The sequence below is a fragment of the Paenibacillus aestuarii genome, assembly GCF_027789125.1.
Classification (GTDB): Bacteria; Bacillota; Bacilli; order Paenibacillales; family NBRC-103111; genus Paenibacillus_E; species Paenibacillus_E aestuarii.
Genome location: NZ_JAQFVF010000068.1, coordinates 1 through 25,696, shown reverse-complemented (window position 1 = coordinate 25,696; position 25,696 = coordinate 1). Strand labels below are relative to the sequence as shown.

At 50.8% G+C, this 25,696-nt stretch carries 25 protein-coding genes and 1 tRNA gene; 8 read left to right on the top strand and 18 right to left on the bottom strand.

Annotated features, from left to right (window positions below; all coding sequences use genetic code 11):
* Positions 1-148: 148 nt before the first annotated feature.
* Together tig and O9139_RS24290 are read right to left on the bottom strand one after the other, a co-directional pair.
* A complete protein-coding gene (tig, locus tag O9139_RS24295; protein WP_270884346.1) occupies positions 149-1,450 on the bottom strand; it encodes a trigger factor in 1,302 nt (433 codons plus the stop codon).
* 145 nt (positions 1,451-1,595) lie between these two features.
* A complete protein-coding gene (locus tag O9139_RS24290; protein ID WP_270884345.1) occupies positions 1,596-2,495 on the bottom strand; it encodes a hypothetical protein in 900 nt (299 codons plus the stop codon).
* Positions 2,496-2,672: 177 nt separating this feature from the next.
* On the opposite strand from O9139_RS24290, the gene O9139_RS24285 reads away from it, so the two are divergent.
* Positions 2,673-2,746 (top strand) — tRNA-Arg (locus O9139_RS24285).
* 121 nt (positions 2,747-2,867) lie between these two features.
* Entirely contained in the window at positions 2,868-3,260 is a 393-nt protein-coding gene (locus O9139_RS24280) for a hypothetical protein (RefSeq protein WP_270884344.1), read from the top strand.
* A gap of 38 nt (positions 3,261-3,298) precedes the next feature.
* On the opposite strand, the gene O9139_RS24275 is transcribed toward O9139_RS24280, so the two are convergent.
* The 4 genes from O9139_RS24275 to O9139_RS24260 all read right to left on the bottom strand — a co-directional run bounded on the left by O9139_RS24275 (position 3,299) and on the right by O9139_RS24260 (position 5,606).
* Positions 3,299-3,538, bottom strand: a complete 240-nt coding sequence (locus O9139_RS24275; RefSeq protein ID WP_270884343.1) for a hypothetical protein — start codon at positions 3,536-3,538, stop codon at positions 3,299-3,301.
* A gap of 57 nt (positions 3,539-3,595) precedes the next feature.
* Positions 3,596-4,315 (bottom strand): response regulator transcription factor, encoded by a 720-nt coding sequence (locus O9139_RS24270; RefSeq protein ID WP_270884342.1) that lies wholly within the window; start codon positions 4,313-4,315, stop codon positions 3,596-3,598.
* A 43-nt stretch (positions 4,316-4,358) separates the two neighbouring features.
* Complete coding sequence (locus O9139_RS24265; protein WP_270884341.1) at positions 4,359-5,261, bottom strand: chemotaxis protein; 903 nt, start codon at positions 5,259-5,261, stop codon at positions 4,359-4,361.
* 96 nt (positions 5,262-5,357) lie between these two features.
* Complete coding sequence (locus O9139_RS24260) at positions 5,358-5,606, bottom strand: helix-turn-helix domain-containing protein (protein ID WP_270884340.1); 249 nt, start codon at positions 5,604-5,606, stop codon at positions 5,358-5,360.
* Between the two features lie 457 nt (positions 5,607-6,063).
* On the opposite strand from O9139_RS24260, the gene O9139_RS24255 reads away from it, so the two are divergent.
* Complete coding sequence (locus tag O9139_RS24255) at positions 6,064-6,717, top strand: response regulator transcription factor (RefSeq protein ID WP_270884339.1); 654 nt, start codon at positions 6,064-6,066, stop codon at positions 6,715-6,717.
* Positions 6,718-6,727: 10 nt separating this feature from the next.
* Here O9139_RS24255 and O9139_RS24250 read toward each other — a convergent pair whose 3' ends face one another.
* The 4 genes from O9139_RS24250 to O9139_RS24235 all read right to left on the bottom strand — a co-directional run bounded on the left by O9139_RS24250 (position 6,728) and on the right by O9139_RS24235 (position 8,993).
* Positions 6,728-7,999 (bottom strand): methyl-accepting chemotaxis protein, encoded by a 1,272-nt coding sequence (locus O9139_RS24250; RefSeq protein ID WP_270884338.1) that lies wholly within the window; start codon positions 7,997-7,999, stop codon positions 6,728-6,730.
* 177 nt (positions 8,000-8,176) lie between these two features.
* Positions 8,177-8,314 (bottom strand): hypothetical protein, encoded by a 138-nt coding sequence (locus tag O9139_RS24245; protein ID WP_270884337.1) that lies wholly within the window; start codon positions 8,312-8,314, stop codon positions 8,177-8,179.
* A 162-nt stretch (positions 8,315-8,476) separates the two neighbouring features.
* Positions 8,477-8,590 (bottom strand): DUF4023 family protein, encoded by a 114-nt coding sequence (locus tag O9139_RS24240; RefSeq protein ID WP_270884336.1) that lies wholly within the window; start codon positions 8,588-8,590, stop codon positions 8,477-8,479.
* A 46-nt stretch (positions 8,591-8,636) separates the two neighbouring features.
* Positions 8,637-8,993: a hypothetical protein gene (locus tag O9139_RS24235; protein ID WP_270884335.1), complete on the bottom strand. Its 357-nt coding sequence runs from the start codon at positions 8,991-8,993 to the stop codon at positions 8,637-8,639.
* Between the two features lie 181 nt (positions 8,994-9,174).
* On the opposite strand from O9139_RS24235, the gene asnB reads away from it, so the two are divergent.
* On the top strand, positions 9,175-11,019 hold the full coding sequence (gene asnB / locus O9139_RS24230; protein ID WP_270884334.1) for an asparagine synthase (glutamine-hydrolyzing): 1,845 nt from the start codon (positions 9,175-9,177) through the stop codon (positions 11,017-11,019).
* 44 nt (positions 11,020-11,063) lie between these two features.
* On the opposite strand, the gene O9139_RS24225 is transcribed toward asnB, so the two are convergent.
* From O9139_RS24225 to O9139_RS24215, 3 genes are all read right to left on the bottom strand, one after another.
* Positions 11,064-11,741 carry a non-canonical purine NTP pyrophosphatase gene (locus O9139_RS24225; protein ID WP_270884333.1) on the bottom strand — a complete coding sequence of 226 codons (678 nt, stop codon included), beginning with the start codon at positions 11,739-11,741 and terminating at the stop codon, positions 11,064-11,066.
* Positions 11,725-12,483, bottom strand: coding sequence for a ribonuclease PH (rph, locus tag O9139_RS24220; RefSeq protein WP_270884332.1), 759 nt, complete (start codon positions 12,481-12,483; stop codon positions 11,725-11,727). Before rph ends, O9139_RS24225 begins: the two co-directional genes overlap by 17 nt.
* A gap of 149 nt (positions 12,484-12,632) precedes the next feature.
* Positions 12,633-13,685 carry a GerMN domain-containing protein gene (locus O9139_RS24215; RefSeq protein WP_270884331.1) on the bottom strand — a complete coding sequence of 351 codons (1,053 nt, stop codon included), beginning with the start codon at positions 13,683-13,685 and terminating at the stop codon, positions 12,633-12,635.
* Between the two features lie 163 nt (positions 13,686-13,848).
* Here O9139_RS24215 and O9139_RS24210 point away from each other — a divergent pair, with 163 nt between their 5' ends.
* A complete protein-coding gene (locus O9139_RS24210; RefSeq protein ID WP_270884330.1) occupies positions 13,849-14,349 on the top strand; it encodes a CBO0543 family protein in 501 nt (166 codons plus the stop codon).
* Positions 14,350-14,533: 184 nt separating this feature from the next.
* Here the strand turns inward: O9139_RS24210 and O9139_RS24205 are convergent, their stop codons facing one another.
* The 3 genes from O9139_RS24205 to O9139_RS24195 all read right to left on the bottom strand — a co-directional run bounded on the left by O9139_RS24205 (position 14,534) and on the right by O9139_RS24195 (position 17,264).
* A complete protein-coding gene (locus O9139_RS24205) occupies positions 14,534-15,496 on the bottom strand; it encodes a phosphatidylglycerophosphatase A family protein (protein WP_270884329.1) in 963 nt (320 codons plus the stop codon).
* 70 nt (positions 15,497-15,566) lie between these two features.
* On the bottom strand, positions 15,567-16,541 hold the full coding sequence (locus O9139_RS24200) for an MBL fold metallo-hydrolase (protein WP_270884328.1): 975 nt from the start codon (positions 16,539-16,541) through the stop codon (positions 15,567-15,569).
* Positions 16,542-16,586: 45 nt separating this feature from the next.
* Positions 16,587-17,264, bottom strand: coding sequence for a DUF6483 family protein (locus O9139_RS24195; protein WP_270884327.1), 678 nt, complete (start codon positions 17,262-17,264; stop codon positions 16,587-16,589).
* Positions 17,265-17,456: 192 nt separating this feature from the next.
* On the opposite strand from O9139_RS24195, the gene O9139_RS24190 reads away from it, so the two are divergent.
* A complete protein-coding gene (locus tag O9139_RS24190) occupies positions 17,457-17,678 on the top strand; it encodes a helix-turn-helix domain-containing protein (protein ID WP_270884326.1) in 222 nt (73 codons plus the stop codon).
* A 212-nt stretch (positions 17,679-17,890) separates the two neighbouring features.
* Here the strand turns inward: O9139_RS24190 and O9139_RS24185 are convergent, their stop codons facing one another.
* A complete protein-coding gene (locus O9139_RS24185) occupies positions 17,891-18,085 on the bottom strand; it encodes a hypothetical protein (protein ID WP_270884325.1) in 195 nt (64 codons plus the stop codon).
* A 342-nt stretch (positions 18,086-18,427) separates the two neighbouring features.
* Here O9139_RS24185 and O9139_RS24180 point away from each other — a divergent pair, with 342 nt between their 5' ends.
* Together O9139_RS24180 and O9139_RS24175 are read left to right on the top strand one after the other, a co-directional pair.
* Positions 18,428-19,936: a sensor domain-containing diguanylate cyclase gene (locus O9139_RS24180; protein ID WP_270884324.1), complete on the top strand. Its 1,509-nt coding sequence runs from the start codon at positions 18,428-18,430 to the stop codon at positions 19,934-19,936.
* Positions 19,937-20,075: 139 nt separating this feature from the next.
* Positions 20,076-24,467: a DEAD/DEAH box helicase gene (locus O9139_RS24175; protein WP_270884323.1), complete on the top strand. Its 4,392-nt coding sequence runs from the start codon at positions 20,076-20,078 to the stop codon at positions 24,465-24,467.
* Positions 24,468-25,415: 948 nt separating this feature from the next.
* On the opposite strand, the gene O9139_RS24170 is transcribed toward O9139_RS24175, so the two are convergent.
* On the bottom strand, positions 25,416-25,696 hold a 281-nt coding region (locus tag O9139_RS24170), incomplete at its 5' end, for a hypothetical protein (RefSeq protein WP_270884322.1).

Here is a 25,696-nt window from a genome sequence, read left to right as displayed (position 1 = left end):
ATATTAACACGTTTGAAGAGCAAAGTCATTTTTTCGAGGCGGAGCGCTATGTAATACGGTAAAGCTTATGTACGTTGCAGCCATTCCAGTGAAATTAGGGTAAAAGAAAGGCACGCCAGCGTTTCGAACGTGCCTTTACTTACCTTATTTACACTGCTGCGGAAACATTCTTGCTATTTTCGAGCAGGAAGTCAACTGTTTTTCTTGCTACCAGATCGCTCGTCATACCTTCCAAGCTGCCGTTGGAAGCGAACAGCTCGCGAAGTTCAGCGGCGGATTTTTGGAAGGATTGCGAGTATTTCTCAAGCTCTGCATCCACTTCCTCATCTGTAACCGTGATGTTCTCAGCAGCTGCAACAGCTTCAAGAACCAGGTTGTTCAGAACGCGCTTCGCCGCATCTTCTCTCATTTGATCCTTCAGCACAGCTTCGTTTTGGCCGGAGAATTGGTAGTAGATCTCAAGCGTCATGCCTTGGGAACGAAGACGTCTTTCGAATTCTTTCACCATAACTTCAAGCTCAGCTTCTACCATAGCAACTGGAATTTCAACGTCAGCATTCGCTGCAACTTTCGCTACAACCGCTGTTTCTCTAGCGACTTGTGCATCTTGCGTTTTACGATCTTGAAGCGTCTTCTTCAGATCCGCTTTGTACTCTTCAAGCGTATCGAATTCGCTAACATCTTTCGCGAACTCATCGTCAAGAGCCGGCAAGTTCTTACGTTTGATGTCGTGAATTTTCACTTTGAATACAGCAGCTTTGCCTTTCAGGTCTTCGGAGTGATAGTTCTCAGGGAACGTAACTTCAACGTCTTTCTCTTCGCCTTTGGCAAGACCAACGAGTTGATCTTCAAAGCCTGGGATAAAGCTGTTGGAGCCTAACTCCAGCGAATATTTCTCCGCTTTGCCGCCTTGGAACGCTTCACCGTCTACGAAGCCTTCGAAATCGATCACAACAACGTCGCCGTTGGCAGCTTGTCCTTCTTCAAGAACAACCAATTCCGCATGACGCTGTTGCAGACGCTCAAGCTCTTGGTTCACTTCTTCGTCAGTGACTGCTTCATCAGCCGCTTCAACTTCAACGCCTTTGTAGTCACCAAGCGTAACTTCTGGTTTAACCGTTACTTTCGCTTTGAACTTCAGCACTTGGCCTTTTGCAAATTGCTCAACGTCTACTTCTGGGCGGTCAACAGGTTCGATTTTAACCTCTTCGATCGCTTGTACGTAAACTTCTGGCAAAATGATATCCAAAGCATCTTGGTATAGGCTCTCTACACCAAATTTAGCTTCAAAGATAGAACGAGGAACTTTCCCTTTACGGAAACCTGGAACATTCACTTTCGCGGATACTTTTTTAAATGCTTTATCCAGTGCATCTGCGACGCGATCTGCGCCAACTTCCACTTCAAGAACGCCTACGTTCTTCTCTATTTTTTCCCAACTTGCTTTCATTTTATGCCTTCCCCTCCAAAAATGTACCATGACATATTTTCACGTTCTGGCGAGTGGAGTGTCCAATCTAATACCCCTACTTACCATTATAACCATTCTATTATAACATATAACATTTTCATTTCAAGGCGAACGCTAGCGATCCTTACGACGGATTCGGGATCATTTGTTGAATGAAGGTTTGTAGTGTCGAGTACGCCCGTCTCCACTGTAGCGTCATTGAATCCACAATCCCGTATGTATCCAGAAGCTCCTCACGGTCCACCATGCCGAACATGCGCTCCTGGAGCGCGGCATGCAGCGCGGAGGCCCATATATCGACCGCTCCCTCCTCGGGCTTCAACAGTTCCGTATACACGCTAGTGCCATAAGCGTATGCCAGAAACTCTTGCCACGTCTGCTCGGCGAAAAAGACAAAATCAGGCTGGCTCATTTCACTAATTTCCCCAACCCGGCGGATCATATCACGAATCTGAGCTGGAAAATCTTCCGGACCCAGCGGCGTCTCCTCAATGTCCAGCGGAATCTTCTTGCCGTTCTTGGGCAGCTCTACGATACCGCGCTCGCCCATTTGCCGCAATGTCTGCAGCGCCTTGAATTGAAGATGCGGGTGCCGGGGCCTTTCCGACACCCATTGCCTCACCGTAAGGCAAGCGACGGGGAGCTCAACAAAAGCCAGCTGCTCCAGCGCTCCGACCTGCTGTTCCAGATTTCCAGCCTTCAGCATGTCGAGCAGCTTATCAATATAAGCCGCATCATCTGAAGTCTTGTCCTGGATGAACTGCCGCAGCAAGTCCTCCTCCTTTTCTTCGTCCCGTCCGTCCTCTGCCGCTGGCGTGGAACCGAAGACGATCTCCGGGTTCATGGTATGCAGCCAATTGAGCAAAGCCTCCCACTGGCTTGATTTATTAACATCCGTATGGGGGAACTGGAGCAAGAACGTCAACAGCTGTGCTGCGTCTGTGTATTGCTCTCTTTGTAAAAACCGGGTGAGCTCTTCTTCGTAGAACTGCTCGGTTTTCGGAAATAGAATTAAATTGTTCATCGTTGGTTCTGGTATAGGAATCACCTCAGAAAACTTGGTCTCGCTGGAGACAGTTTACTTGATTGCATGCGGGAATGCAAAAAAAAAATTTCTAGGGGTTGACTCTCCAAAATGGCTGTGATATATTAACTCTTGCTTCGCTGAGTACGAACTTGATTCGCAAGCGACAAGCTTTAAGTCCCAGTAGCTCAGTTGGATAGAGCATACGCCTTCTAAGCGTACGGTCGGGGGTTCGAATCCCTCCTGGGACGTATCATAGTCAGGCATGAGACCGCGCGGATGTGCGGTTTTTTTGTTGTTTGAGATATGCCCTATGTTGAGGCTTAAGCTCATAAAATATTAAATTCAATAAAAAACATAAAGGTGACCATAATGAGCGAAGAACAATATACAATTGATCACAACGAACAATTTAACTATGTAATTCTCAAAAGGAACAACTTCGCATCCAAAGAAATCTTTCAATCCAGTACGAATAAATCTATAGAACTCTTAAAACAACATAGATCAGACAAACTAATTATAGATGATACAAAAGTTCGTTTCGTTACACCGGAGAATCAAGAATGGATACTCGATCATTTTAGCAATACCGGTTACGCCCAAGGTCTTCGCTTCCTAGCAGTAGTCAAACCTCAATCACTCATTGGGGAATATACGGTGAACAAGATTTTTGAACAAGCCCCCATTCGCACAACGACACCAATTGAAGTGAGATTCTTTAGCCTTATGGATGAAGCGGAAGCATGGATGAGAGAAATGTAATTCGAATACATGAAAAGGACTGCGCAAGCGCAGTCTTTTTATGTATCTGATTCAATTACGCCGTTAAGCCCCGTTTCTTCAAGCCTCTCGATCAGACCACTAATATCTGAGGTAATGCGTTGTAGTTCCAATACGACATCGCTGCTCTTCGTATAATTTAGCATTTGTTTGACCTTTGTTATTAATTGATTCACGGTAAACAAGTGCTCAGCAGCCTCATGTCTGACGATGGCAGAATCGATAAATTCCTTGTGTCTTGCTGTCTCATATGCCGTCATAAAGCCCCCTGTTTGATGTATGCATATTCATTTATTGAAAATAAGGCTTTGCACATGTCACTTCTTCTTGAGCGTCTTGTGTTCGTCCTTCGTTAAGACATATTTATAGCCAATTCCCCAAACTGTTTTTATAAATTGCGGATTCTTCGGATCCTTTTCAATTTTATTTCTTAACTTCGTCACGTGCACATCGATAGAACGCTCATTCACCATCGTCGTATCGCCCCGCAAATAAGTAATCAGCTCTTCCCGGCTAAACACTCGTCCCGGAGCATTGCTCAGCAGTTTCATAATTTCAAACTCAGAGAAAGTCATCTCCACTTCCTTGCCATTCACTTTGATCGTACGAAATTCATGATCAATGCGGATGAACTCATTAGCCATCTCCTGGCTCACGACGGGTTCATGGTGCTGCACCTGGTGGTATCTCCGCAATTGGGCAACCATCCGGGCAACCAACTCCTTCATACTAAACGGCTTACACAAATAATCATCCGCACCGGCTAACAGCGCCTCAACGCGGTTGGAAACCTCAGTATTCATAGAAACCATAATGATCGGCATGAAAGAGTATTTGCGAATTTCCTTGCAAACTTCAATTCCATTAATATCGGGCAGCACATAGTCGATCAAGGCCATGTCAGGGTGAAATGAATCTAAGGCGGCTAGGCCTGCAAAACCGTTATACACCCTTTTCACTGTGTAACCCTCATCTGTCAAATACATCGCGATCATATCGCCTATGACCGTCTCATCTTCGATCAAAAGAATGTTCATTCAAGTTCATCACCTATTTTCATTTATCATCCGCTCGTGAATACTAGCGAACTAATCGGTCAACAACACCGATTAATTGCAAAATATCCGGCTTATTAATCTGGGCGTCCGCGCCGATGCGCTCTCCCTTATGCCGTAAACTATCCGTGATCAGCGAAGAAAAGATGACAACGGGAAGCTGTTTGAGCACGGCATGCTCTTTGATTCGTCGCGTCAAGTGAAAGCCATCCATTTGCGGCATCTCGATATCAGTAATAACTAAATGTACGTTATTCTCGATTTGCTCTGTCTGGGCGTACTTCTCAAGAGCTTCCCAAGCGAGTTTGCCGTCACCGAATAATCGAATCTGGCTGTATCCAGCTTCGCTTAACGTCTGTTCGAGAAGCCTCGATAGCATCAACGAGTCCTCGACGACCATAATTCGCTTCTCGGAACGTTCCCTCACGCCTAATGATTTCAGCTGATGCTCAAAAGCGTTAGGCAGCATATCGCCAATAATCTTCTCAAAGTCGAGCAGCAAAATCATCCGTTCCGGCAATCGCACGATAGCTACCGTTGCCTGCTCACCGCTTTGCATGAGCTCGCTTGGCTTCTCAATCTTTTCCCAGGTCGTACTGTGGATTCTGGTTACATTATGAACATGAAAGGCAACTTTCGTTCCGTTCATTTCACTGATGATATATTTATCTTTGTCAGGGTGCTGCGAGCCCGGATAATGAAGGCATTTGGCTAAATCGATAATGGGTACAACCTCATTGCGAATATGAAAGATCCCTTCCATACAGGGATGCGCGTTAGGAATCGGAGTAATTCCGGATTTATCAAGCCCGCCGATCACTTCTCTTACCTTAAGAACATTAATTCCGTAATAATCGTCGCCAAGCTGAAATTCAAGCACTTCCACCTCATTCGTGCCGCTTTCCAGTAAAATGTGGTTATTGGCCATAAGTGTCTGCTTCTCCTCCGTCATTTTGTATGTTATATACGACATGCTGCCTGTAGCACAATTATCGCACTTGCATTTAGCGCGAAGATATGGGAGCTAATTAATCATAATATGGCCATCAAGGTATACGATAACGTCCTTATTCTTCAAATCACCTAGCATCCGGCTTACACTCTCCCTCGTTGTAGCAATCATCTCCGCCAGCTCTGCGTGGCTGAATCTCCGGTCGATAAACGTGCTCGATCCAAGGTCTATACCGTAGGTGTTGCCCAATCGAATAAGCAGCGAACAGAGAGCGCCTGACTTCCCGAAGATGACCAAATCTCTCAGCTTCGCCTGTGTCAACTTATGATTGAATCCCTCTTGGCGACCAAAGTATCCTTCCTTTCTACAGCCCTTATTTTATATTCTAAAGCTTACCTACGCTCATTTTAATTAGGGATTATTCTGATATTTCTCAAGGTGATCCCCTTAGTTAAGCTGCGAGGCCTGACTCAAATGCTACCCTTTTTCGTACTTATGTTTGGATAAACACGCCCCAAATAACGAAAAATGGATAAATAGAGGGAAAACCCTGAGCTGTTTTTAGGGGTTTTCCCTTGATTACAACATGGAAAAATAAGTTTACAATAGCAATAGAACCATTTTTGGTAAATCAGTACAGTATTGTCATCAGAAACTAATCTGCTGACTCAGGCATTGCCCCTATTGCATCAGTAATCAAAGCAAGATTAGGACTGAACCGTTTGTGGAACTCTATGAACTCCACATCGGTTATCACTTTATGGAAAGGAGGGCGCTTATGATTAAAATTTTATTAGTTGATGACCACGCGGTTGTTCGCTCTGGACTAAAAATATTATTGGAAAGCAATAAACAGTTCGAAATTATCGGCGAAGCCGCAGACGGCGATGAAGCCATTAAGGCCGCTCAAGAATTGAAGCCCGATGTGGTATTGATGGATCTGAATATGCCCCCCGGCAAAGACGGCCTCACCGCTACGTTGGAATTAAAAAAAAAGCTGCCGGATATTGCGATTCTCATCCTAACTATGCATGATGATGATGAATACCTGTTCCGCGCCATCTACGCCGGTGCTTCCGGATATATTCTGAAAAGCGCACCGCACGAGGAACTGCTCACCGCCATCCAATCCGTAGCCGAAGGCAATGCGTACCTCTATCCTACAGCGACCAAGCGTTTAATGAGGGAACTCCTCGAAAATTTGCATCGCGGCGATACGCATAGTTCCTATGACACGCTCTCCGATCGGGAAAAAGAGATTTTGCCGCTGGTCGCCAAAGGGTACAGCAACAAAGAAATCGCTGAACAACTCATCATCAGCGTCAAAACGGTGGAAACCCATAAAAGCAATGTGATGGAAAAGCTCGGTCTGAAAACGAGACCCGAGCTTGTGAAATATGCGCTTAAGAAAGGGCTGCTTAATTTTGAATAGAGCTGCACGTTTAGAGATTAAATTTGTTAATTCGGATGCTTAATGTATCGGCTTCAGTCTCCAAAAGCTCGGAAGTGGAAGCAAGCTGCTGCATAACGGCCGATTGCTCTTGGATGGAAACAGCAACATAATGGATCTCTTGAGAAATGAGCCGCGCGATATCCTCTACCTCCTGCGTTTTTACCCAGGCCTGTTCGATTTGCTGAATCTGATCGCCGATACTTGCGGTTATGTCCTCGATCGCTTGCGCAGTTTCCTGCGCGGCACGGTGCACCCGGTCCAGCGCTATCTGGGCAGATTCGCCACTCGCGTATTCACGGCTAGCCAACCGCTCCTGTTCAATCATATTCGTGACGACTTCCTTTACGCCGCTCTCCATTCTGGTGACGAATGGGGCGATGTGATTTACCGCGTCCGAGCTTTGGGTAGCTAGCTTGCGTATTTCCTCCGCTACGACAGCGAATCCGCGCCCATGCTCGCCGGCTCTAGCCGCTTCGATGGAAGCGTTGATGGCCACCAAGTGCGTCTGTTCCGATACTTCTCCGACAACTTGCGAGATAGATCTAATCTCCTGCGCATACTCTTGCAAAGCCTGCACAAAATGCAAGGAATCCCGATTCGATTGTGCCAGGTTCATCATTCCTGTTAGCAAGGAACGGACGACGGCTTCGCTCTGCCTGTTCGTCTCGAGCATATCAAGGGAGATACCCCGCGTTTCATCCGCCTTTCGACCAACCGCACCGGCAGCACTCCTGATTTGCTCAACGGTATGTAAGGTGCCTTGGGCCGAAGCGGCCTGATCCTTCGCCCCCTTCGAGATGCTCTCCGCCTTACCGGCAATCACCTCGATCTGGTTGGATGCCCTGACCATCCCGTTGTTCAGTTGGCCGGCTTGCACGCGGGTAAAAGCCACGTTATCACTGACACCGGTAATCATCTGCCGCAGACTATCAAGCATGCTTTGGAACGACTCGCTAAGCTGACGAATCTCATCATTCGACGGATGTTTGGGAATTTCCACGTTAAGCTTACCTTGGGCGGCTTCATTCGCCGCTGCCGTTAAGCGCAAGAGCGGCTTGACGAACCATAAGGCGCCGAGCCAGCCCAAAAGAGCTGTCCAGAAAATTCCTAACAATAAGATGATGCTATGATACAGCCAATCGGACATGGCAGGCGCAATGATACCTTTCAAGTAAAAAATAAATAATCCACTGCAACCGTATGTAATCACGGACAGACTTGCGATACCGAGAACGATTTTTTTAATAATGGTCAATTTCAACAGGTTCACCTTCGCTTCATAGGATCTCTTGCTTGCAGGAATGATGTTCTTCCCATTGTATAATTGATCCCAGTGAAGCACTGTGACATTTCTCACAAGCTGGCGGTCAGTCTGTTCATAGATGTGACAAAAAAAGCAAAAAGACTGCTCTTCTTCGAGCAGCCTTTCTTGGTTTGTTTAAACAGAAGGACGGTTGGACGGATGATGCCCTGGCTCAGTCGAATCCAGGTTCTGCTGCATCCGCGATGATTGCTTCGAATGGTCGATAGTGCTTTGATTGATGGCATCCAGATTTCTGCCCTTTTTTCTGCTCATAGCGCGAATCCTCCTGACAATCAGTAGAGTAGAAGCTTCAATTAGTATGGATTTACGCCAGCCATCATATGCTGGAAAAGCAAGGCAAGCGCTCATGCTGCAGTCCAAAGCAAAGACCTGCAAGGAATCATTCCCTGCAGGCCTTCGTGGTGCCATCAGACATTAGTGCTTATGATTGGGCAGTTTGTCGCCCGGTCGTTTATGCCCTTGTGTCCTTTGATTCTTCTCGGCTTTTCTCTGCCTTTCGTGCAGCTTGCTAATGAAATGACTGTCCATGAGCATTCGCCTCCTGAAGAAGTAATGGCACTGCTCTTATAGAATGTCACGCAAGCTCTAAATTTAATCGCATCGCCAAATTAAGAATGGCTCCTCTGGCTTCCGCATTCGTCTTGATGAGTTCATACAGCTCTTCGAACTCTCCCCGCTTGGCCATAAATTCCGGCTCTGACTTAATCGCCATCTGTGTCCAGTTAATCAATGTATTCTCCGCATGCGTCAGCTCATTATAAGCGCGGTGCAAGCCGACACGTTCAATGATCTCTTCCATTTCTTCTTGACCTACTTCTTTGCCTTCTTCTTTCAAGGCCGCGATGCGTTTATCCGCTTGGCTGCTAATTTGCAAGAAGTGTTCTCTTGCTGCCAAATAATCGATTTGTGGCTTGGAATGTTTCTTTTTCATTGTCGATCACCCTTGTCGTATTTAATAAGTAGTAATTGGCTTCATTGTAACAGTCCCGCAGGCAAAATACAAAAATCAGCACCAATAGATGGTTGGCGGGCGATTCTGGACAGACATTTAATGACTTCCCCATGCATACCCTTTATCATCATGCTTCTCTAAAGGAAAGGGATGAACGTCTATGTGCGGAATAACGGGATGGATAGATTGGCGGAAAGACTTGACAGGGTACCCGTCCATTCTCGAGAATATGACGGAAACTCTTAATCTCCGCGGACCGGATGCTTCCGGCACGTGGATATCGCAGCACTGTGCGCTTGGACATCGGCGCTTGAGTGTCATGGACCCGGAGAATGGCGCTCAACCAATGATCCGGAAACAAGGCGATTATACGTATACGATCGTATATAACGGTGAACTTTACAATGCTCCTGAGCTGAAAAGAGAGCTCGAAGGACGCGGGCACCATTTCCGCACCACGTGCGACACGGAGGTGCTCCTTGTCGCTTTCATCGAATGGGGGCGCGCCTGCGTAGACCGGCTCAACGGCATCTTCGCCTTTGCGGCGTGGAACGATCAAGAGCAATCCCTCTACCTGGTTAGAGATCGGCTCGGCGTAAAGCCGCTTTTTTATTCTCATCAGAATGGCGTCCTTCTATTCGGTTCCGAGCCGAAAGCCATTCTGGCGCACCCGGACTTTAAGGCCGAGGTCGGTGCTGAAGGGCTTGCCGAAATTTTTTCCATTGGTCCGGCACGTACGCCTGGACACGGTGTCTACCGCAACATGTCAGAGCTGAAGCCAGGACAATGTGCTGTCTTTGACCGCAATGGCCTAAGTATCCGCACCTATTGGAAGCTCGAAAGCAAGCCGCATGAGGACAACGTCGAAGCTACATCCCTGCGCATTCAGGAGCTGCTCGACGATACGGCCCAGCGGCAACTCGTCTCCGACGTGCCGATCTGTACACTGCTCTCCGGAGGACTCGACTCCAGCGCTTTGACGACACTCGCTGCGAACCACTATAAGCAAAGCGGCAAAGGCCAGCTGCATACCTTCTCCGTTGACTACGTCGATAACGATAAGCATTTTAAAGCGAATGCCTTTCAGCCTAACGCCGACGCCCCTTGGATCAAAAGGATGACAGAGCACCTCAATACCGTGCATCATTATATCGAATTTGACACACCTGAGCTTGTTGAGTCGCTGAAAGCGGCGGTTTTTGCCCGAGATACACCGGGGATGGCTGATGTAGATGGGTCCCTGTATTTGTTCTGCCGCGAGATTAAAAAGGAAGCTACGGTCGCTATCTCCGGTGAAGCTGCGGATGAGATATTCGGCGGATATCCGTGGTTCCATCGGCAAGATGCGTTGGAGGCCCATACGTTCCCTTGGTCTTTGAAATTGAACAACCGCGTCGATGTGCTGGCTCCTGATCTCGTTGACTGGATCAAACCCGTCGAATATGTCAGCAACCGCTACGAGCAAGCGCTGAGCGAAGTGCCGCGGCTGGCCGGAGAGACCGGGCAGCAAAACCGGATGCGCGAGATGTCGTATCTGAACATTACGAGATTCATGCCGACGCTGCTTGATCGCAAAGATCGCATGAGCATGGCCGTTGGCCTTGAAGTGCGCGTCCCCTTCTGCGATCACCGCTTGGTCGAATATGTCTGGAACATTCCCTGGGAAATAAAAACATCCGGGGACCGCGAAAAAGGCATTTTGCGCAAAGCGCTCAAAGGCGTGCTGCCTGACGATGTACTTACTCGGAAGAAAAGCCCGTATCCGAAAACCCATAATCCGAACTATTTGACCGCTGTAAGGAAATGGGTCCTGGAAATCCTCGATGACAGCAGCTCGCCACTGCTCCCCTTCATCGATGTACAAAAGATTCGCAACCTGGCCAGCTCTGAGGACGCCGACGTCAATATCCCATGGTTCGGCCAGCTCATGTCCGGTCCGCAGCTCTTCGCCTATTTGGCCCAAGTGGATACGTGGCTGCGCGCTTACAAAATATCGATCCGCTGATAAAAAAACCTGCTCCCTTACGATAAGGGAGCAGGTTTTGCCGTTTATTGCTCCGGATCCGGCAGGCTGCCCAGAAACTTGCGCAGCGCTTTGGCCCGGTGGCTCATTTCGTTCTTCTCGTCAACCGACAGCTCGGCCATCGTCTTCTGCAGCGTCGGGATGTAAAACAGCGGATCGTAGCCGAAGCCTCCATTACCTCGCGCTTGCTCAATAATGAAGCCCTCACAGCGTCCCTCGGCTTCGATCATCTCGTTGGCGACGGGATCGATCAACGCGAGCGCACATACGAACGCCGCCTCGCTCAGCAGCTCCGGATGCTCCGCTGCGCCGCCTTGCGGGCCGGCGGCAGCTTGCGCAGCAGGCAGCTCACCTGCCGCCGCTTTCTCGCGCAGCGCTTGCAGCAGCTTGGCGTTATTGGCCTCATCCGTCGCACCTTCGCCTGCGAATCGTGCCGAGTACACGCCAGGCGCTCCATCGAGCGCCGCTACGCAAAGCCCCGAATCATCCGCCAGCACGGGCACGTGGAGATGGGCAGAGATAACCTGCGCTTTGATCCGCGCATTCTCGGCGAACGTCGAGCCGCTCTCTACAATCTCCGGCAGATCGCAATAATCAGCCAAGCTCCGCACCTTATAGCCCTTGGGCTCAAACAGCTTGGCGAATTCCTTCACCTTGCCTTCATTCCGCGTTGCAATGACGACAAAATTACTCTGCAGCTGCATGTTCCACCCCGCGAATGCGCGCTGCAATCGGACCGAGCACACTGCGCTGCACTTCGATCATAGAGCGAATGCCCGTCTCCGCCAAGGACAGCAGCTCATCCAGCTCCTTGCGGGAGAATGGCGCTTCCTCGCCCGTTCCTTGAATTTCGACGAATTGACCGGAACCTGTCATAACGACATTCATATCGACTTTCGCTTGCGAATCCTCTTCATAATTCAGATCTAATCGCGGCGTATCGCCGATGACGCCTACGCTGACCGAAGCCAGAAAATCATTGATCGGGAATGTTTTCAAATTCTTATCGGTTGCCAGCTTCTGGATGGCAAAAGCCATAGCAACAAAAGCGCCGGTAATTGAAGTGGTGCGCGTACCGCCATCCGCTTGAATGACATCGCAATCGAGCGTAATCGATCTTTCGCCCAATGCTTCCAAATTAACGACGGAACGCAGAGCACGCCCAATGAGCCGTTGAATCTCCATCGTACGGCCTCCCAACTTGCCCTTGGCCGCTTCACGCTGGTTGCGGACTTGCGTAGCGCGCGGAAGCATGGAATATTCAGCGGTCACCCAACCTTTGCCCTGCCCTTTCATAAAAGGTGGGACCCGATCTTCAACCGTAGCCGTACAGATCACTTTGGTGTCACCCACCTCAATCAACACAGAGCCTTCCGCATGCTTAATATAATGAGGGGTTATTTTCATAGGACGCAGTTCCTGGTTCGATCTTCCATTGATTCTCATATTTCGTCTTTCTCCTCCTGGTCTTAACTTCCCTATTCTCATTGTAATGGAGTACGAAGCTTTTGTAAAAAAAAGAGGCCATCTCCCCGAAATTTTCCATAGTATTGCCAATTTCGAGAAAATAACCTATTTTCAGTTAGGGAATTGCTTTACATTTTTACTTCGTTGACATGGACGGGTTTTCCTACAGGTTTCGTGTAGTTCTGATTATCCGTCGAAGTGATTTTCACAGCGCCATCTACCTTGATTTGCACCTGCTTGATCCCTGCATTCTCCGTTAAGGAGAGGATGACCGACTGAAGCGCATCGCCGGGCACTTTCTGATCCGTGTCAAGCAGCTTGCTGGAACCGAAGTCAACCGTAACCAAACCGTCTGCACCTTGTTTGACGCTTTTCACTTCCGTTGCCGTATTTAGGACGCCGGTCAAACCTTTCTTCAGGTCCGGCCCCTTAACGAGCTGATCCACGACTGCTTTGGCGACGTCGTCCGTTCTTTTGACCAGTCGGGTGACAGGCACGTAATATTTATAATTCTGATCGTTCTGGTTCAAGAAATAGAGCGTGACCGGCGTGGATTGACCGAATTCTGCATCGGTCGCTTTCTCAATGTTGATCCCCATTGTCCGGGCGAGCGGCGTATCAAGCGGCGTTTTGCCCTTCGGCATTTCCTTCAAGTCTTTGCCTTCTACGCGCAGCTGAACTTTCTCGACAGTCGGGAAGCTGGTGAGCGACCAGGTGATGGCCTCGAGAATTTTCCGCTCGTCCTGCTGGTCATAATTGAGAAACTCTTTGCTGAAATCAATGACGGCCCGCTTATCCGACGTGACATTCGCGCCCAGCACTTTCGTATTTTTCGGTAAAAGCGCCTTAAAACCGGCAGGAAGAATGCTTGTCTCAGGTCCGCCGTCGACCATATTCTCCAGCGTCGTCTTAATGACCGAGACCGATTTAGGCAGCCCGAGGCTCACCGGCGCTACGAAACCTTTCGGATCTTTGACGTACACGGTCATTTGCGCAGAATTGTCAGCCGCCATATCGATCGTCACCGCAGCCGAAGTCGTCTGCGCGTCTGCATCCGCTCCTGCGGTCGGAGGAGGATCGATATCGGCTTTTTTACCGCCGCCCATCACAGAGCATCCCGTTGTCAGCATGGCGACCACCCCAGCTATAGCGGCTGTACGAACCCAGTATTGATGTTTCATGAGTTTTTCCTCCTTATAAGCCTGTACTAAGCTTTTTCGTACTACTATGTATACGAGCCTTTGTCCGATTTATAACTACTTTTTGTCCACATGCTGATTAAAGATTGGCGCAATTACACAATTTATACAATAACGATCCTATTCCAAAGGAGGGCATCGCTGCGTGATTCTTACCACTAATCTGGCCTTTTTAGCAGCACAACTAATGAGCCGGGCTATGAAGAGCTGGAAAGCCTACTATGATACAGTGCTTTTTGTGACTTGTATGAATCTACTCTATAATCTGCTCTGCAAAAACTATCTGGTATGGCAGTATCATCCGGATCTCTTGCTGAATCATAAAACGACCGATTTGCTCAATTCTTTTGTTTTGCTGCCGGCGGCAACGATGCTTTACCTGCATTTTTTCCCTTCGACCAAGTGGAACAAATTTGTTTATTATTTAGGATGGATCGCTTTATTTGCCGTCATCGAACTGATTTGGGTAACCTACGGACGAATTACGTATCAGTATGGTTGGACATTTGTATGGTCAATCGTTTTTTACTTTTGCATGTTCTATGTCATCGCCATTCATTCCGCACACCGGATATGGGCACTTCTCATTTCCTTACTCTTTATCTGTTTACTACTGATCAAGTTTAAAGTGCCGCTTGGTGAATGACGGGGAGGACAATTTAAACCTCCTCAATTTCTTGATCGCCAAGCCCACACTTCTTCAAAGCGAAAGGAAGTGTTCATCTTCCTTCTGTATATTCTCGGCTTGAACACCGCCAGGCACTTGCTGCAGCAAACCAAAAAAGCATCCCCTCCCACATCCTGAACGTGTGGGTGGAGATGCTTTTTATTTAATCCAGCGGTTTGTTAAGCGGCGAAACCGAATTGTGGGCCAGTCGCCCGCATGCTGCTGCGACAAGTCCGCAAACCAGGTCATCGATGAACGTGTTGCATTTGCCCCCGGTATGATCGCTGTCCAGCTCCTTGATAATGCCAGTCTTGGCTTTATCCAAGTAGCCGAAATTGGTCAGAGCGATCGTGCCATACATGAGCGGAATCGCGGTAGCGATCGATTCATCGACTCCGAACAAGCCTTCATCACTGCCGACAATATGATTATATTGCTGGTTGAATTCTTTCTTTTCCACGCCTTCGTCAATCTTGATTGCCAGTTGTACAGCATGGTACGTCTGCTGCTTGCGCAGCACCGCCAGCACATGATGCTCGCATAGCTTCCGGTCCAGATCCGGATTGTACGGCCGCTGCAGCATATCGACGATGTCGACGATATCATCAAGGGCAACCCCACGGGAAGCTAGCAGGCTCAAATTGCGCTCACTATAGTCCACCTTGACCTTCTCCGAAATGACCACGCTCGCTGTGGAGGCGACCAAGGCACAAATGCCTTTGGAGAGGAAAGACTTGGGTCGTTTGTGTGGAAAGAAAAACCGGAATTTGCAATCGACAAAGCCAAACAACGAGCTGGCTCCGCTCCCGTACATCCCGCAAATAGACATCGCGATCGTTCGGTGCAGGTTATATGCCGAATCTTTCATACTAGCGAGAAGCTCTTGGTCGTGCCGGACCTTCTTATCCATCTCCAGCAACGTCATCATTACGTTGTACGTTTCCGTCTTTCCGAGCACACCTAGCAGCGTTTCGGCGATAAGCTCGTGAGGAATTTTACGGATGCCCTTCACCTCAACCAAGAGGCGGGCGACTGCGGTTTCAATATCCGCTTGTGGAAAATGATGAAAAACCTCATCCCGCATTTCTTTTAAAACGAGCGACTTTTCTTTCAGAAATGTCTTCATAGCTGCATCCCTCCGTAAGTAAAAGAACGACCCTACGTTCAGCTTATCACGGCTGATTGAAAACTCCAAATCATCTCCGCACAAAACGATGCACGCCGTTATCCAGCGCGAGCTGGCGAATGCGCCCGTCCGCCTCAAGCAGCACCAGATGGGCGATCGTCTCCGACAGCGCGAAGCGCAGCTGATGGATGGAGAGCCGTTCGCCGAAGGTCGCCCGGCACACTTCATACGCGCTCAGCGGCGCGCTGAGCTGATCCTCCATGAGCGCGAGCCGCTCATGATGATGGCGCACAAGCTCCTCGGCGCGTGCGCTAAACCCGGACCAAGGCTCCCGGTGCCCCGGGTAAGCCATCTTTACCTTCAGCGCAGCCATGTCCGCCAGGCTGCGCAAATACGCGCCGAGCGGATTGTCTTCCACCTGCGGGAGGAAGCTGACGTTCGGCGATATTTGCGGCAGCACGTGGTCGCCGCAAAAGATCGTCTCCGCCTCGGCGTCGTAGAAGACCAGATGACCCGCGGCATGGCCCGGGGTCTCGATCGCTTCGTACACGCGGTCCCCGAGGCGCACGTGCCCTTCCCGCAGCAGCGTGACCTCAGGCTGCGGGGACACCAACTCGACGAAGCTGGCCATATGCTTCGTCATCTCTTCCAGCGCGGCTTGCGGCAGGCCGTGCCGCGCGAATAGCTCGAGCAGCAGCGCCGACATCGGCTGCTCGCCGTTCCACATCAGCCGCACCTGCCGCAGGCCGGTCTCCGAGAGGAGGACCGGTGCGCCGGTGCGCGCCTGGAACCATCCGGCCATCCCATAATGGTCGGGATGGTGGTGAGTGAGCACGATCTGCTCAATGTGCTCATAGGCAATGCCAAGCTCTTGCAGCGCCTGCTGCCAGAGCGCTTCGGCATCCGGGGTGTGCAGCCCCGGATCGATCACGGTATACCCGCGGCTTCCCCGCACGAGGTAGGCATTCACCCACCGCAGCGGGAACGGCAGCGGAACTTTAATCTGAGTAATCTCATCGGTATGAGGGATAATAGGATTCAACATGCATATTACATCCTTTATGATATGATGACATGACAATTAATTCTTTTACAATAAAGACAGCTTCTTCTTCAACAGCTCCAAACCTTCCCCCGCTTCTTCCCGGGTAAAATTGCCGGCATGCAGCTCCTCTGCCGTTTTGTCCAGCAGGCGTTCATAAAATAAAGTACCTTGGGCTACTGCGGCTGTCACCAGCTCCGGATGATCTTCCATATAATGAAAAAGCGTATCTTCCGCTTTGGCGTACTCCCCCTGCTCTTCCCAGTAAGCGAACAACTCCAGCTGCATGCTAGCCGGAAGCACCCATGACCGCAGCCGCTCCAGCCCTTGTCCGATACGCAAGGCCGTTTCCTTGGCTACATCGGCGTCCTCGACATGCTCAGGCGCTTGGAGAGCTAGCAGCAGATCGAGCGCTTTCACATGGCTGCGATACGCTTCATCCGGCTCCCCGTTCTCCCGATAGAGCTCCCCTTGCGAAGCGAAAATATCGCTGATCACAAGCGCTTTGGCCGTGTCGGTACTGCCGTTATAGGTCAATAGCTCCAGAATGTCCTTGCTGGAAAGAGCTTGCAGCGACTTCAGATTCATTCCGAGCAAGTGGCGGCTGGCTTCCTCTAATAACGGCTGAACCTCGCCCTGCGGCAAATGTTCCTTATTGAACAAAATACGATGCAGTGTAACCGTCAACCGCTCCAACTGCTTCGTCAAATAGTTGCGTCTAAACATGATGCAGCCCCTTCCCGTAAGAGCATTGCTTCTACTCAGCTTACCACGGCTTTCCGGGAAGAGCAAAAGCGTGGATCGCCCATTTTTCTAAGTACATCGCACCATTGACAGCAGCCCGTCATAAACTAACTTTGACTGTATCCCTATACCTTGTATTTCCAATACCCGAGCAAGGAGGGGTGACACACATCCATGAGCAACGACCACAAAAACAAATTTCTACTTACGAACCGTGAACGCGAAGTATTCGAACTTTTGGTACAGGACAAAACGACCAAGGATATCGCGCAGCAGCTCTTTATTAGTGAGAAAACTGTTCGAAACCACATCTCCAACGTCATGCAAAAGCTGAACGTAAAAGGTCGTTCACAAGCGGTTGTAGAACTGATCAAGCTTGGGGAATTAAAGATCTGATACCGTTCGTGAACGGATCCATGTAAGCCTTCGGACTTTCCTTTATAGGAAGAGTCGCGAGGGCTTTTTATGTGGGGAGAAAAAGTCGTAGGACTGCTGAAACCGCTATACAGCAGGCTGCATCAAGCGGTGGTGAGGGCCCGGAGTCCGAACGAGCCTCATTTTCCGAACTAAGACCTGTTTTCATAAAAAAAGCACCCCTGACGGAGTGCTTACTCGGAGCCGGATTCAGCCGCAGGCTTCTTTACAACAAAACTCATCTCAACGGACGCCCGGGGCCAGCGAATGCCTTTCTCAAAGACGATTTCCGTTTCATCCATTTGCACGATCCGATAGACGCTCCCTTCACACAGCCAGGATGAATTCGTAATGGAGAGCAGCTCGTCACCGACTCTCAGATCATACATCACTACATAACAGCTCCTTCACAATAGCTAAGTTGATGTTGTTATTATGCGCAGTTCAGCCAAAAACCGAACCTGAATTCATATTTTAACTTCTTTTAAGGCTACATTAATCTCCCGAGGTTATTCTAAAGTCCAACCTTTTTTCTCCTCTTATTATATAGAAAACGGACCTGTAACCCTCACCCAGTTGCAGGTCCGTTTTCATTTGTCTGGCGACTGCGATGAAGTGAGCTGAATTTGGCAACAATAGGGAAGCAGATAAGGCGAATGCTGGATGAAATATGTCAAGTTTCGTAGAAAGGGTGATCGGCGATAAGAAAGTATTCACTGCGATTTTGGGTCATGTTTCTCGTCTCCCTTGCCATTCTGCTTACGTTTGCCGGAACCCTCATGACCGGTTACCACGTTACCCGTAACAAGCTTGAAGAGAATGCCCTGCAAATGCACGAAGCTTACGCAAAGAAATTCGCCGATACGACGGATTTGATTTTTAGAACGATGAAGCAGTATTTAAAAGCAAAATCTGTCGAGATCGGACAAAATATCGACAACCCCAACTATCGGCAGACGATGTTGGCGACGACGGGGTATAATCATTTTTTTAATTCCATCGTGTTTGCGGATACGAATGATGTCATTGTGGCAACGCAGCCCGAACTCGGTGTCATCGGTAAAAAGACCTCGCTCTCCGACTTGCCCTATAATCCGCGGGAAGCATTCATCACCAAACCTTTTCGCGCCATTACCGGGCGTTTGATCATTACCATGTCAGAGCCTGTGTTCGACGGCGGTGGCAACTTCCGCGGCAGGGTGGCGGGGACCATTTATTTGGAGGAAAGCAATATGCTCAACGACATTGTTTCCGAGCATTTCTTCTCCGATCAGTCCTACGCATGGGTCATCGATAAAGATGGGCATCTGATCTACCACCCGGATCCAAGCCGCAACGGTGAAAATGTGACAAAAAACGTCATCGCCCAGCATCTGATGAAGGGCGAAAGCGGTCATGCGCATGTAACGAACCTGAGAGGCGTGGAGATGCTCGTAGGTTACGCGCCGGTCCCTTCTTCCGGGTGGGGGGTCGCTTCGCAGACCCCTGTGGCAGAGATTGACCCGCCTGTCTGGGAAGTCACGCAGCGGATGTTTTACTACACAGCCCCGCTCGTGTTGATCATGCTGCTGCTTTCGCTCATGATGACGCACAAGCTGGTTATTCCATTAAAAAAGCTTGCGCTGTATTCCCGGTCACTGACAAGAGAACGCATTAAGAATAACGTCCTGGAACGCATTCCTTCCTGGTATTTCGAATCGGAACAATTGAAAAAAGCAATACAGCTCTACACGGATTCTCTCACCAAAGAAGTCGATTATTTTAAAAAGGAGTCGCTGACGGACGAACTGACAGGACTCGCGAATCGGCGGCATGTCGATGTTGTTTTACATGAATGGATGAATCGGCAAACACCGTTCAGCCTCGTCCTGCTGGACATCGATCATTTCAAATCATTTAACGATACTTTCGGCCATCAGGCGGGAGATGCGGTTTTGAAAGGACTTGCCGAAGTCTTTCGGCAAAAAACGAGAGCGGATGACCTCTGCGGGCGCTATGGCGGAGAAGAGTTCATCCTGCTGCTGCCGGACACGAGCCTAACCCATGCTGCCGCCATTGTCGAACGCATTCATTCAGCACTAAGATCCAAGCCCGTTTACGCCAACAATTTTATTACGATTTCAGCTGGGGTCGGACACTACCCCGACTCCTCGGCAGAGCTGGATGCGCTCATGTCGCTAACGGACCAAGCCCTCTATCGAGCTAAGCGCGAGGGCCGCAACCGGACAGTTCTGGTCTAAGAGACAAGCCTTTACACTCCTTCTCGGAAGGTGAAGGCTTATTTGCCTTTCTGCTCAAGAGGCCCCAGGCGGCTTTAAGTGGCGTACCAGCGCGCAATATGCTATCGTTGGAAGAAAATGTGAAAAGGGAGTGAGCGAGATGACGCACACCACGCTGGAACCTTATGATTTTCATCCGATACTGAATACATGGTTTACTTCCCGATTCGGCGAACCGACAGATATTCAAAAGCAGGCCTGGAAGAAGATCATTGCCGGCGCGCATACCCTCATCTCCTCACCGACTGGTTCCGGTAAAACACTCGCCGCTTTATTGCCCTGTCTAGATACAATCGTTAAACGCAAAACGATGCCGGACTACAACGCCGGCGTACGCGTGCTCGTCGTCACCCCTTTGAAGGCTTTAAATAATGACATTCATGATCATCTGCTGCATTTTATCGCTGAGATCGAGACGCTAGCGGCGACGGAAGCGAGCGAAAGCTCGTTCAGTTGGCCCGGTATCAAAGTAGGCGTGAGGACGGGCGATACGTCGCAAAGCACACGGGCCTCTATGCTGCGGCAGCCGCCGGATGTGCTCGTGACTACGCCGGAGTCGCTGTACTTGCTCCTCACTTCGCCGCGCGCGAGAGAAATGCTGAGGAGTGTGGAGCGCATCGTCGTCGATGAGATCCACGATCTGGCAGCGGACAAGCGCGGCATGCATTTATCGCTCACGCTGGAGCGGCTGGCGGCGTGGTGCGGCCGATCCGTACAGCGGATCGGCGTATCGGCGACGCAAAAGCCCACTTGGCGCGTCGCTCAATATTTGGGCGGCTGGGAAGATGTCGAGCCGCGTAAAGTCGAGATCGTCGAGAGCCGCGACGAGAAGCGTTATGAGCTGCAGGTGACGATGCCGGAGCCTGCAGGACCAGGGGCGGACAAGGAGGCGATCTGGACGCCACTGGTGGTGAAGCTGCTGCAGCTGATGGAGGGCTGCAGCACCACGCTTGTGTTCGCCAACAGCCGCAGGCTGTGCGAAAGGCTGACCTTGCGGCTCAATGACCACGTCGGTCATGAAATCGCAAGGAGCCATCACGGCAGCGTCGCCCGCGACAAGCGGCTCGAAGTCGAGCGCCAGCTCAAAGCCGGCGACCTCCGCTGCCTCGTTGCCACATCGTCGCTGGAGCTGGGCATCGACGTCGGCCATGTCGATCTCGTCATCCAGATCGACTCGCCCTTCTCTGCGGCCGCCGGCATCCAGCGCATCGGCCGCGCAGGCCACGCCGTCGGCAGCGACAGCCGCGGCGTCCTGCTCGCACGCAGCCGCAGCATGCTGCCGGAGCTGGCTGTGCTCAGCCGGCGCATCGCGGCGCGCGACATCGAGGCCATCCGCATTCCGCGGGGGAGCCTCGATGTGCTGGCCCAGCAGGTCGTCGCCATGGCAGCCATGGGCGACGACCTGGACGTGCCGCGCCTGGAGCGCCTGCTCGCGCAGAGCGACAGCTTCCACGAGCTGCCGCGTGAGCAATGGCTCGCGATGCTCGACGTGCTCGCGGGATTGTACCCCTTCGTGCGGCCGCTGATCGAATGGGACCGCGAAAGCGGCCGCCTGCTTCCTCTGGCGGCCTCGCAGATGGCTGCGCTTACAGGCGCTGGCACGATTCCTCAGAGCACGGCATACCCCGTGCATCACAGTGAAACCGGACTTCATCTGGGGGAACTGGATGAAGAATACATTCACGAGTCGACGGTCGGCGACGTCTTCCAACTCGGCACAGCTTCTTGGCGCATCGTCCGCATCCGTCCGGAGCGGATCTATGTCCGCGAAGCCGAGAACCGCTTTAGTGAAATTCCCTTCTGGCGCGGCGAAGGCGGCGGCAAGACATTTGAACTCGGTATTCAAACCGGCGCCATATGGCGGGAACTGCGGGACCGGCTGCAAATACAGAGCACTTCTATAGAAGAAACACGCAGACAAGCCGACCTCCATGTGCAGGAATGGCTGCGGGAAACCTCCTTTTTCGACGCAGAGGCCAGCAACAGCCTGATTCACTTGATACGCAGCCAGATGGCTGTCGGCACTGTGCCAACGGACCGCACCGTCGCCATCGAGACATTCCTGGATGAACAGCAGCATGCCCACTATGTGCTGCACAGTCTGTTCGGACGCAAACTGAATCGCACCTGGCTCATGGCGATTGAACCGATTTTAAAAAGCCATGGCCATGCCATCCTTTATTCCAATGCCAAGGAAAACGGAATCGAACTGATTTTTCCCGGCTTTGACGATACCTTGCTGCCGCTGATCATGTCCATTTCATTTGCCCAAGCTGAACCCCGCGTCATAGAGAGCGTCGCCGCATCCGGCATGTATGCCGCGGCATTTCAGCGCTTGGCGGAAACATCACTCCTCCTATCCCGGAGCTTCACCCGCATCCCGGCCTGGAAAAAACGGCTGCGTACCCAGGAGCTGCTCAAAGACGCCCTCCCCTTCAAGGAGCGGTTTCCTTTGTTTCAAGAAGCCATGCGAGTGTGCCTGGAAGATCAGGTCGACATTCCGCACTTGAAGGTGGTTTTGGATGCCATTCACGCAGGAGAGATTCAATTTGCTGTGCATCGCAATCATTTTCCATCACCGCTTGCCGCGCAATTCCAAGCCGATTATGTGCAGCAGCGTCTATACGAATCCGATGCACTTTCCAGAGATTTACAGATTGAACTGCTCGGCTTCAGCCGCCAAATGGCTGCCGATGTATTCGGCGACGAAGCGGTGCGCAATGCCATTGACCCGCAAGTGCTTGCAGATGAAGAGCGTAAGCTCGCTGAAATGGCCGGGGGCGTTCAAGATGCGCAAGACTTGTACCGATTCTTGAAAGAGCATGGAGACGCCACCCGCGTCGAGATGCAAACCAACGGGCATACAGAGGAGCAAGTTGCAGTATGGATGCAGGAGCTTTTGGCAAGAGGAGCTGTGAGGAAAGTTGACTTAGCCGGCAGTGAACGTTTTTTTCGCAGTGATGAGGCTGAGTTTTATGCGAAGCTTGCTTTTTCAACAGAGGCACAAACATTCGTTCTCCAAAGATTCGCTGATCGGCAACTCTCCTTCACGCCGCATGAGCTCGCCCTGCGCTACGAGCTGCCGCTAGAGGTGGTCACGACATGGACGGAAAGCGCGTTTCAAGCACAACAGATCACCCCTGCGCCATTCGCCGATCCTGGTACGGAAACGTTATGGACGAGCAGCAAAGTGGCTTCGCGCATCATCCGATTATCGCTGCAAACGTACCGTCGCAACGGAGAAGGAATCCCGTCAGAAGCCTACGTAAGTCACATGCCGCTCTTGCGCAAACTGGCTTATCGTTCGGATACGGCCGGCATCGATGCGCTTCGCGAAATCATTCGGGATTTGCAGGGTTTATATTTGCCCGTCTCGCTTTGGGAAGCCATCCTCTTTCCTGCTCGGCAGCCTGCTTATCGCAAGCAAGATCTTGACTTGCTCTGTTCTTCGGGGGAAGTGCTGTGGATAGGGCGCAAAGAGTCCGATGAAAAAGAAGGCAAAATCGCCTTCTTCCTAGCTGAGAGCCATCTCCTTTACGAGCCTTGCTTGGCGGCGGTTCAAAATAGGCCTGTTTCACATCCGGAGCTACTGGGGTTGCTGCAGACCAAAGGAGCCAGCTTTTTAAGCAAGCTGGGGATCGAAACCGGGCGCGCTCCATCCGCACTGCTGGAGGAACTGCTGCAGCTGGTATGGGACGGACGCGTAGCCAACGATCAGTTCACCCCGCTCCGTCTCCATGCGCTGGGGCCGTCCAAAAAGCCGGACAAGTTCCAATCCGGGCTCGGGCGCTGGTACGCGCTGGACTCGATAGCCAGTCCCGTGATGGATAAAGACGCGGCGGCCGTGGCATGGACGCATCATTTGCTGGAGCGCTTTGGCCTGTTAACCAAGGATCTTGTGGCTCAGATGTGCCCTTTCCCTTGGGACTCCATCGCCGTTGTGCTGAAACAGTTGGAAGACTGGGGGCTTGTCGTACGCGGATTATTCATTGCGAACTTGCCTGCGCTTCAATTTGCCACCAAAGATTTCATCGCACAGCTCCAGCAGGCGGCCTCTGTGGTGAGAAACGGAATAGATCTTCGAGCAACCGATCATACGGGCATCAGCCTAATCAACGCTGTCGATCCGGCTAATCCTTATGGCTTGATCGTACCTTGGCCCGAAATCAACGGCATCTCCTTCGCTCGGAAAGGCAGCAATTATCTAGCCTTCAAAGGTACCAAATGGCAGTATTGGATAGAAAATAACGGAAAACGTATCTATCGACTTGACCAAGCTGCCACACCTGAGCCAACCGATCTACAAGCAACTGCATTGGAGCTAAAAGGCATGTTTCGGATGTTTGTCAAACAAAACCAGCTGCGCAAGCTTGTGATCGACTCCTGGAACGGCGTCCGCATTGCCGACGCACCTGAGCAAGAATATTTAAAGCTGCTCGGCGCTGAGAAAGACCGCACCAGCTATGTGCTCTGGCCCAGCCAATTGGGGTGAGATGGGCGGCGCAGCTGTCATGTCATAGAAGGAGAGGGGCGACGCTCCTCTCGACACTATCCCTTTGACTCAGAGGCTTGCTCCTATCGACACTATCCCTTTGGCTCAGGAGCATCGCTGCTATCGACTCTATACCTGTGACTCAGGAACTTGCTGCTATCGACTCTATCCCGTTGGCTCAGAAGCATGCTGCTTTCAACACTATACCTATGACTCAGGAGCATCGCTTCTATCGACACTATTCCTTTGGCTTAGGAGCTCGCTGCTATCGACTCTATCCCTTTGGCTCAGGAGCTTGCTGTTATCGACACTAACCCTTGGGCTCAGGAGCATCGCTGCTATCGACACTATCCCTTGGGCTCGGGAGCATCGCTGCTATCGACACTATCCCTTGGGCTCAGGAGCATCGTTGCTATCGACACTATCCCTTGGGCTCAGGAGCTTGCTGCTATCGACACTATCCCTTGGGCTCAGGAACTTGCTGCTATCGACACTATCCCTTTGGCTCAGGAGCATCGCTGCTATCGACACTATCCCTTTGGCTCAGAAGCATGCTGCTATCGACACTATCCCTTTGGCTCAGAAGCATGCTGCTATCGACACTATCCCTTTGGCTCACAAGTATGCTGCTATCGACACTATCCCTTTGGCTCAGGAGCTTGCTGCTATCGACTGTACCTTCGGCAACTCAACCTTCTCAAGAACCAATGGGATAGTGTTTATAGAGTGACTCCTGCTCGAGCTCAGGCTATAGGGAAACCCGCTTAATGGACTTATACTCATCCTGAGCCAACGGGATAGCGCTCACAGGAAACTTTCCTGCAGCATATGCGTGCGAAGTGAATCGTCTGCAAAACCAGACCACCTGCTTCATGAGCGAAGGGGGATCGCGCTTAGAGCGCCATCCTCTTGAACATAAACAAAGAGGTGAGTGCGCCTTACGACGCTTCAACCTCTTTCTGAGCCAACGGGATAGTGCTCACAGGAAACTTTCCTGCAGCATATGCGTGCGAAGTGAATCGTCTGCAAAACCAGACCACCTGCTTCATGAGCGAAGGGAATCGTGCTTAGAGCGCCCTCTTCTTGAACATAGACAAAGAGGTGAGGCTGCATAAGACGCGCCTCAACCTCTTTCTGAGCCAACGGGATAGCGCTCACAGGAAACTTTCCTGCAGCATATGCGTGCGAAGTGAATCGTCTGCAAAACCAGACCACCTGCTTCATGAGCG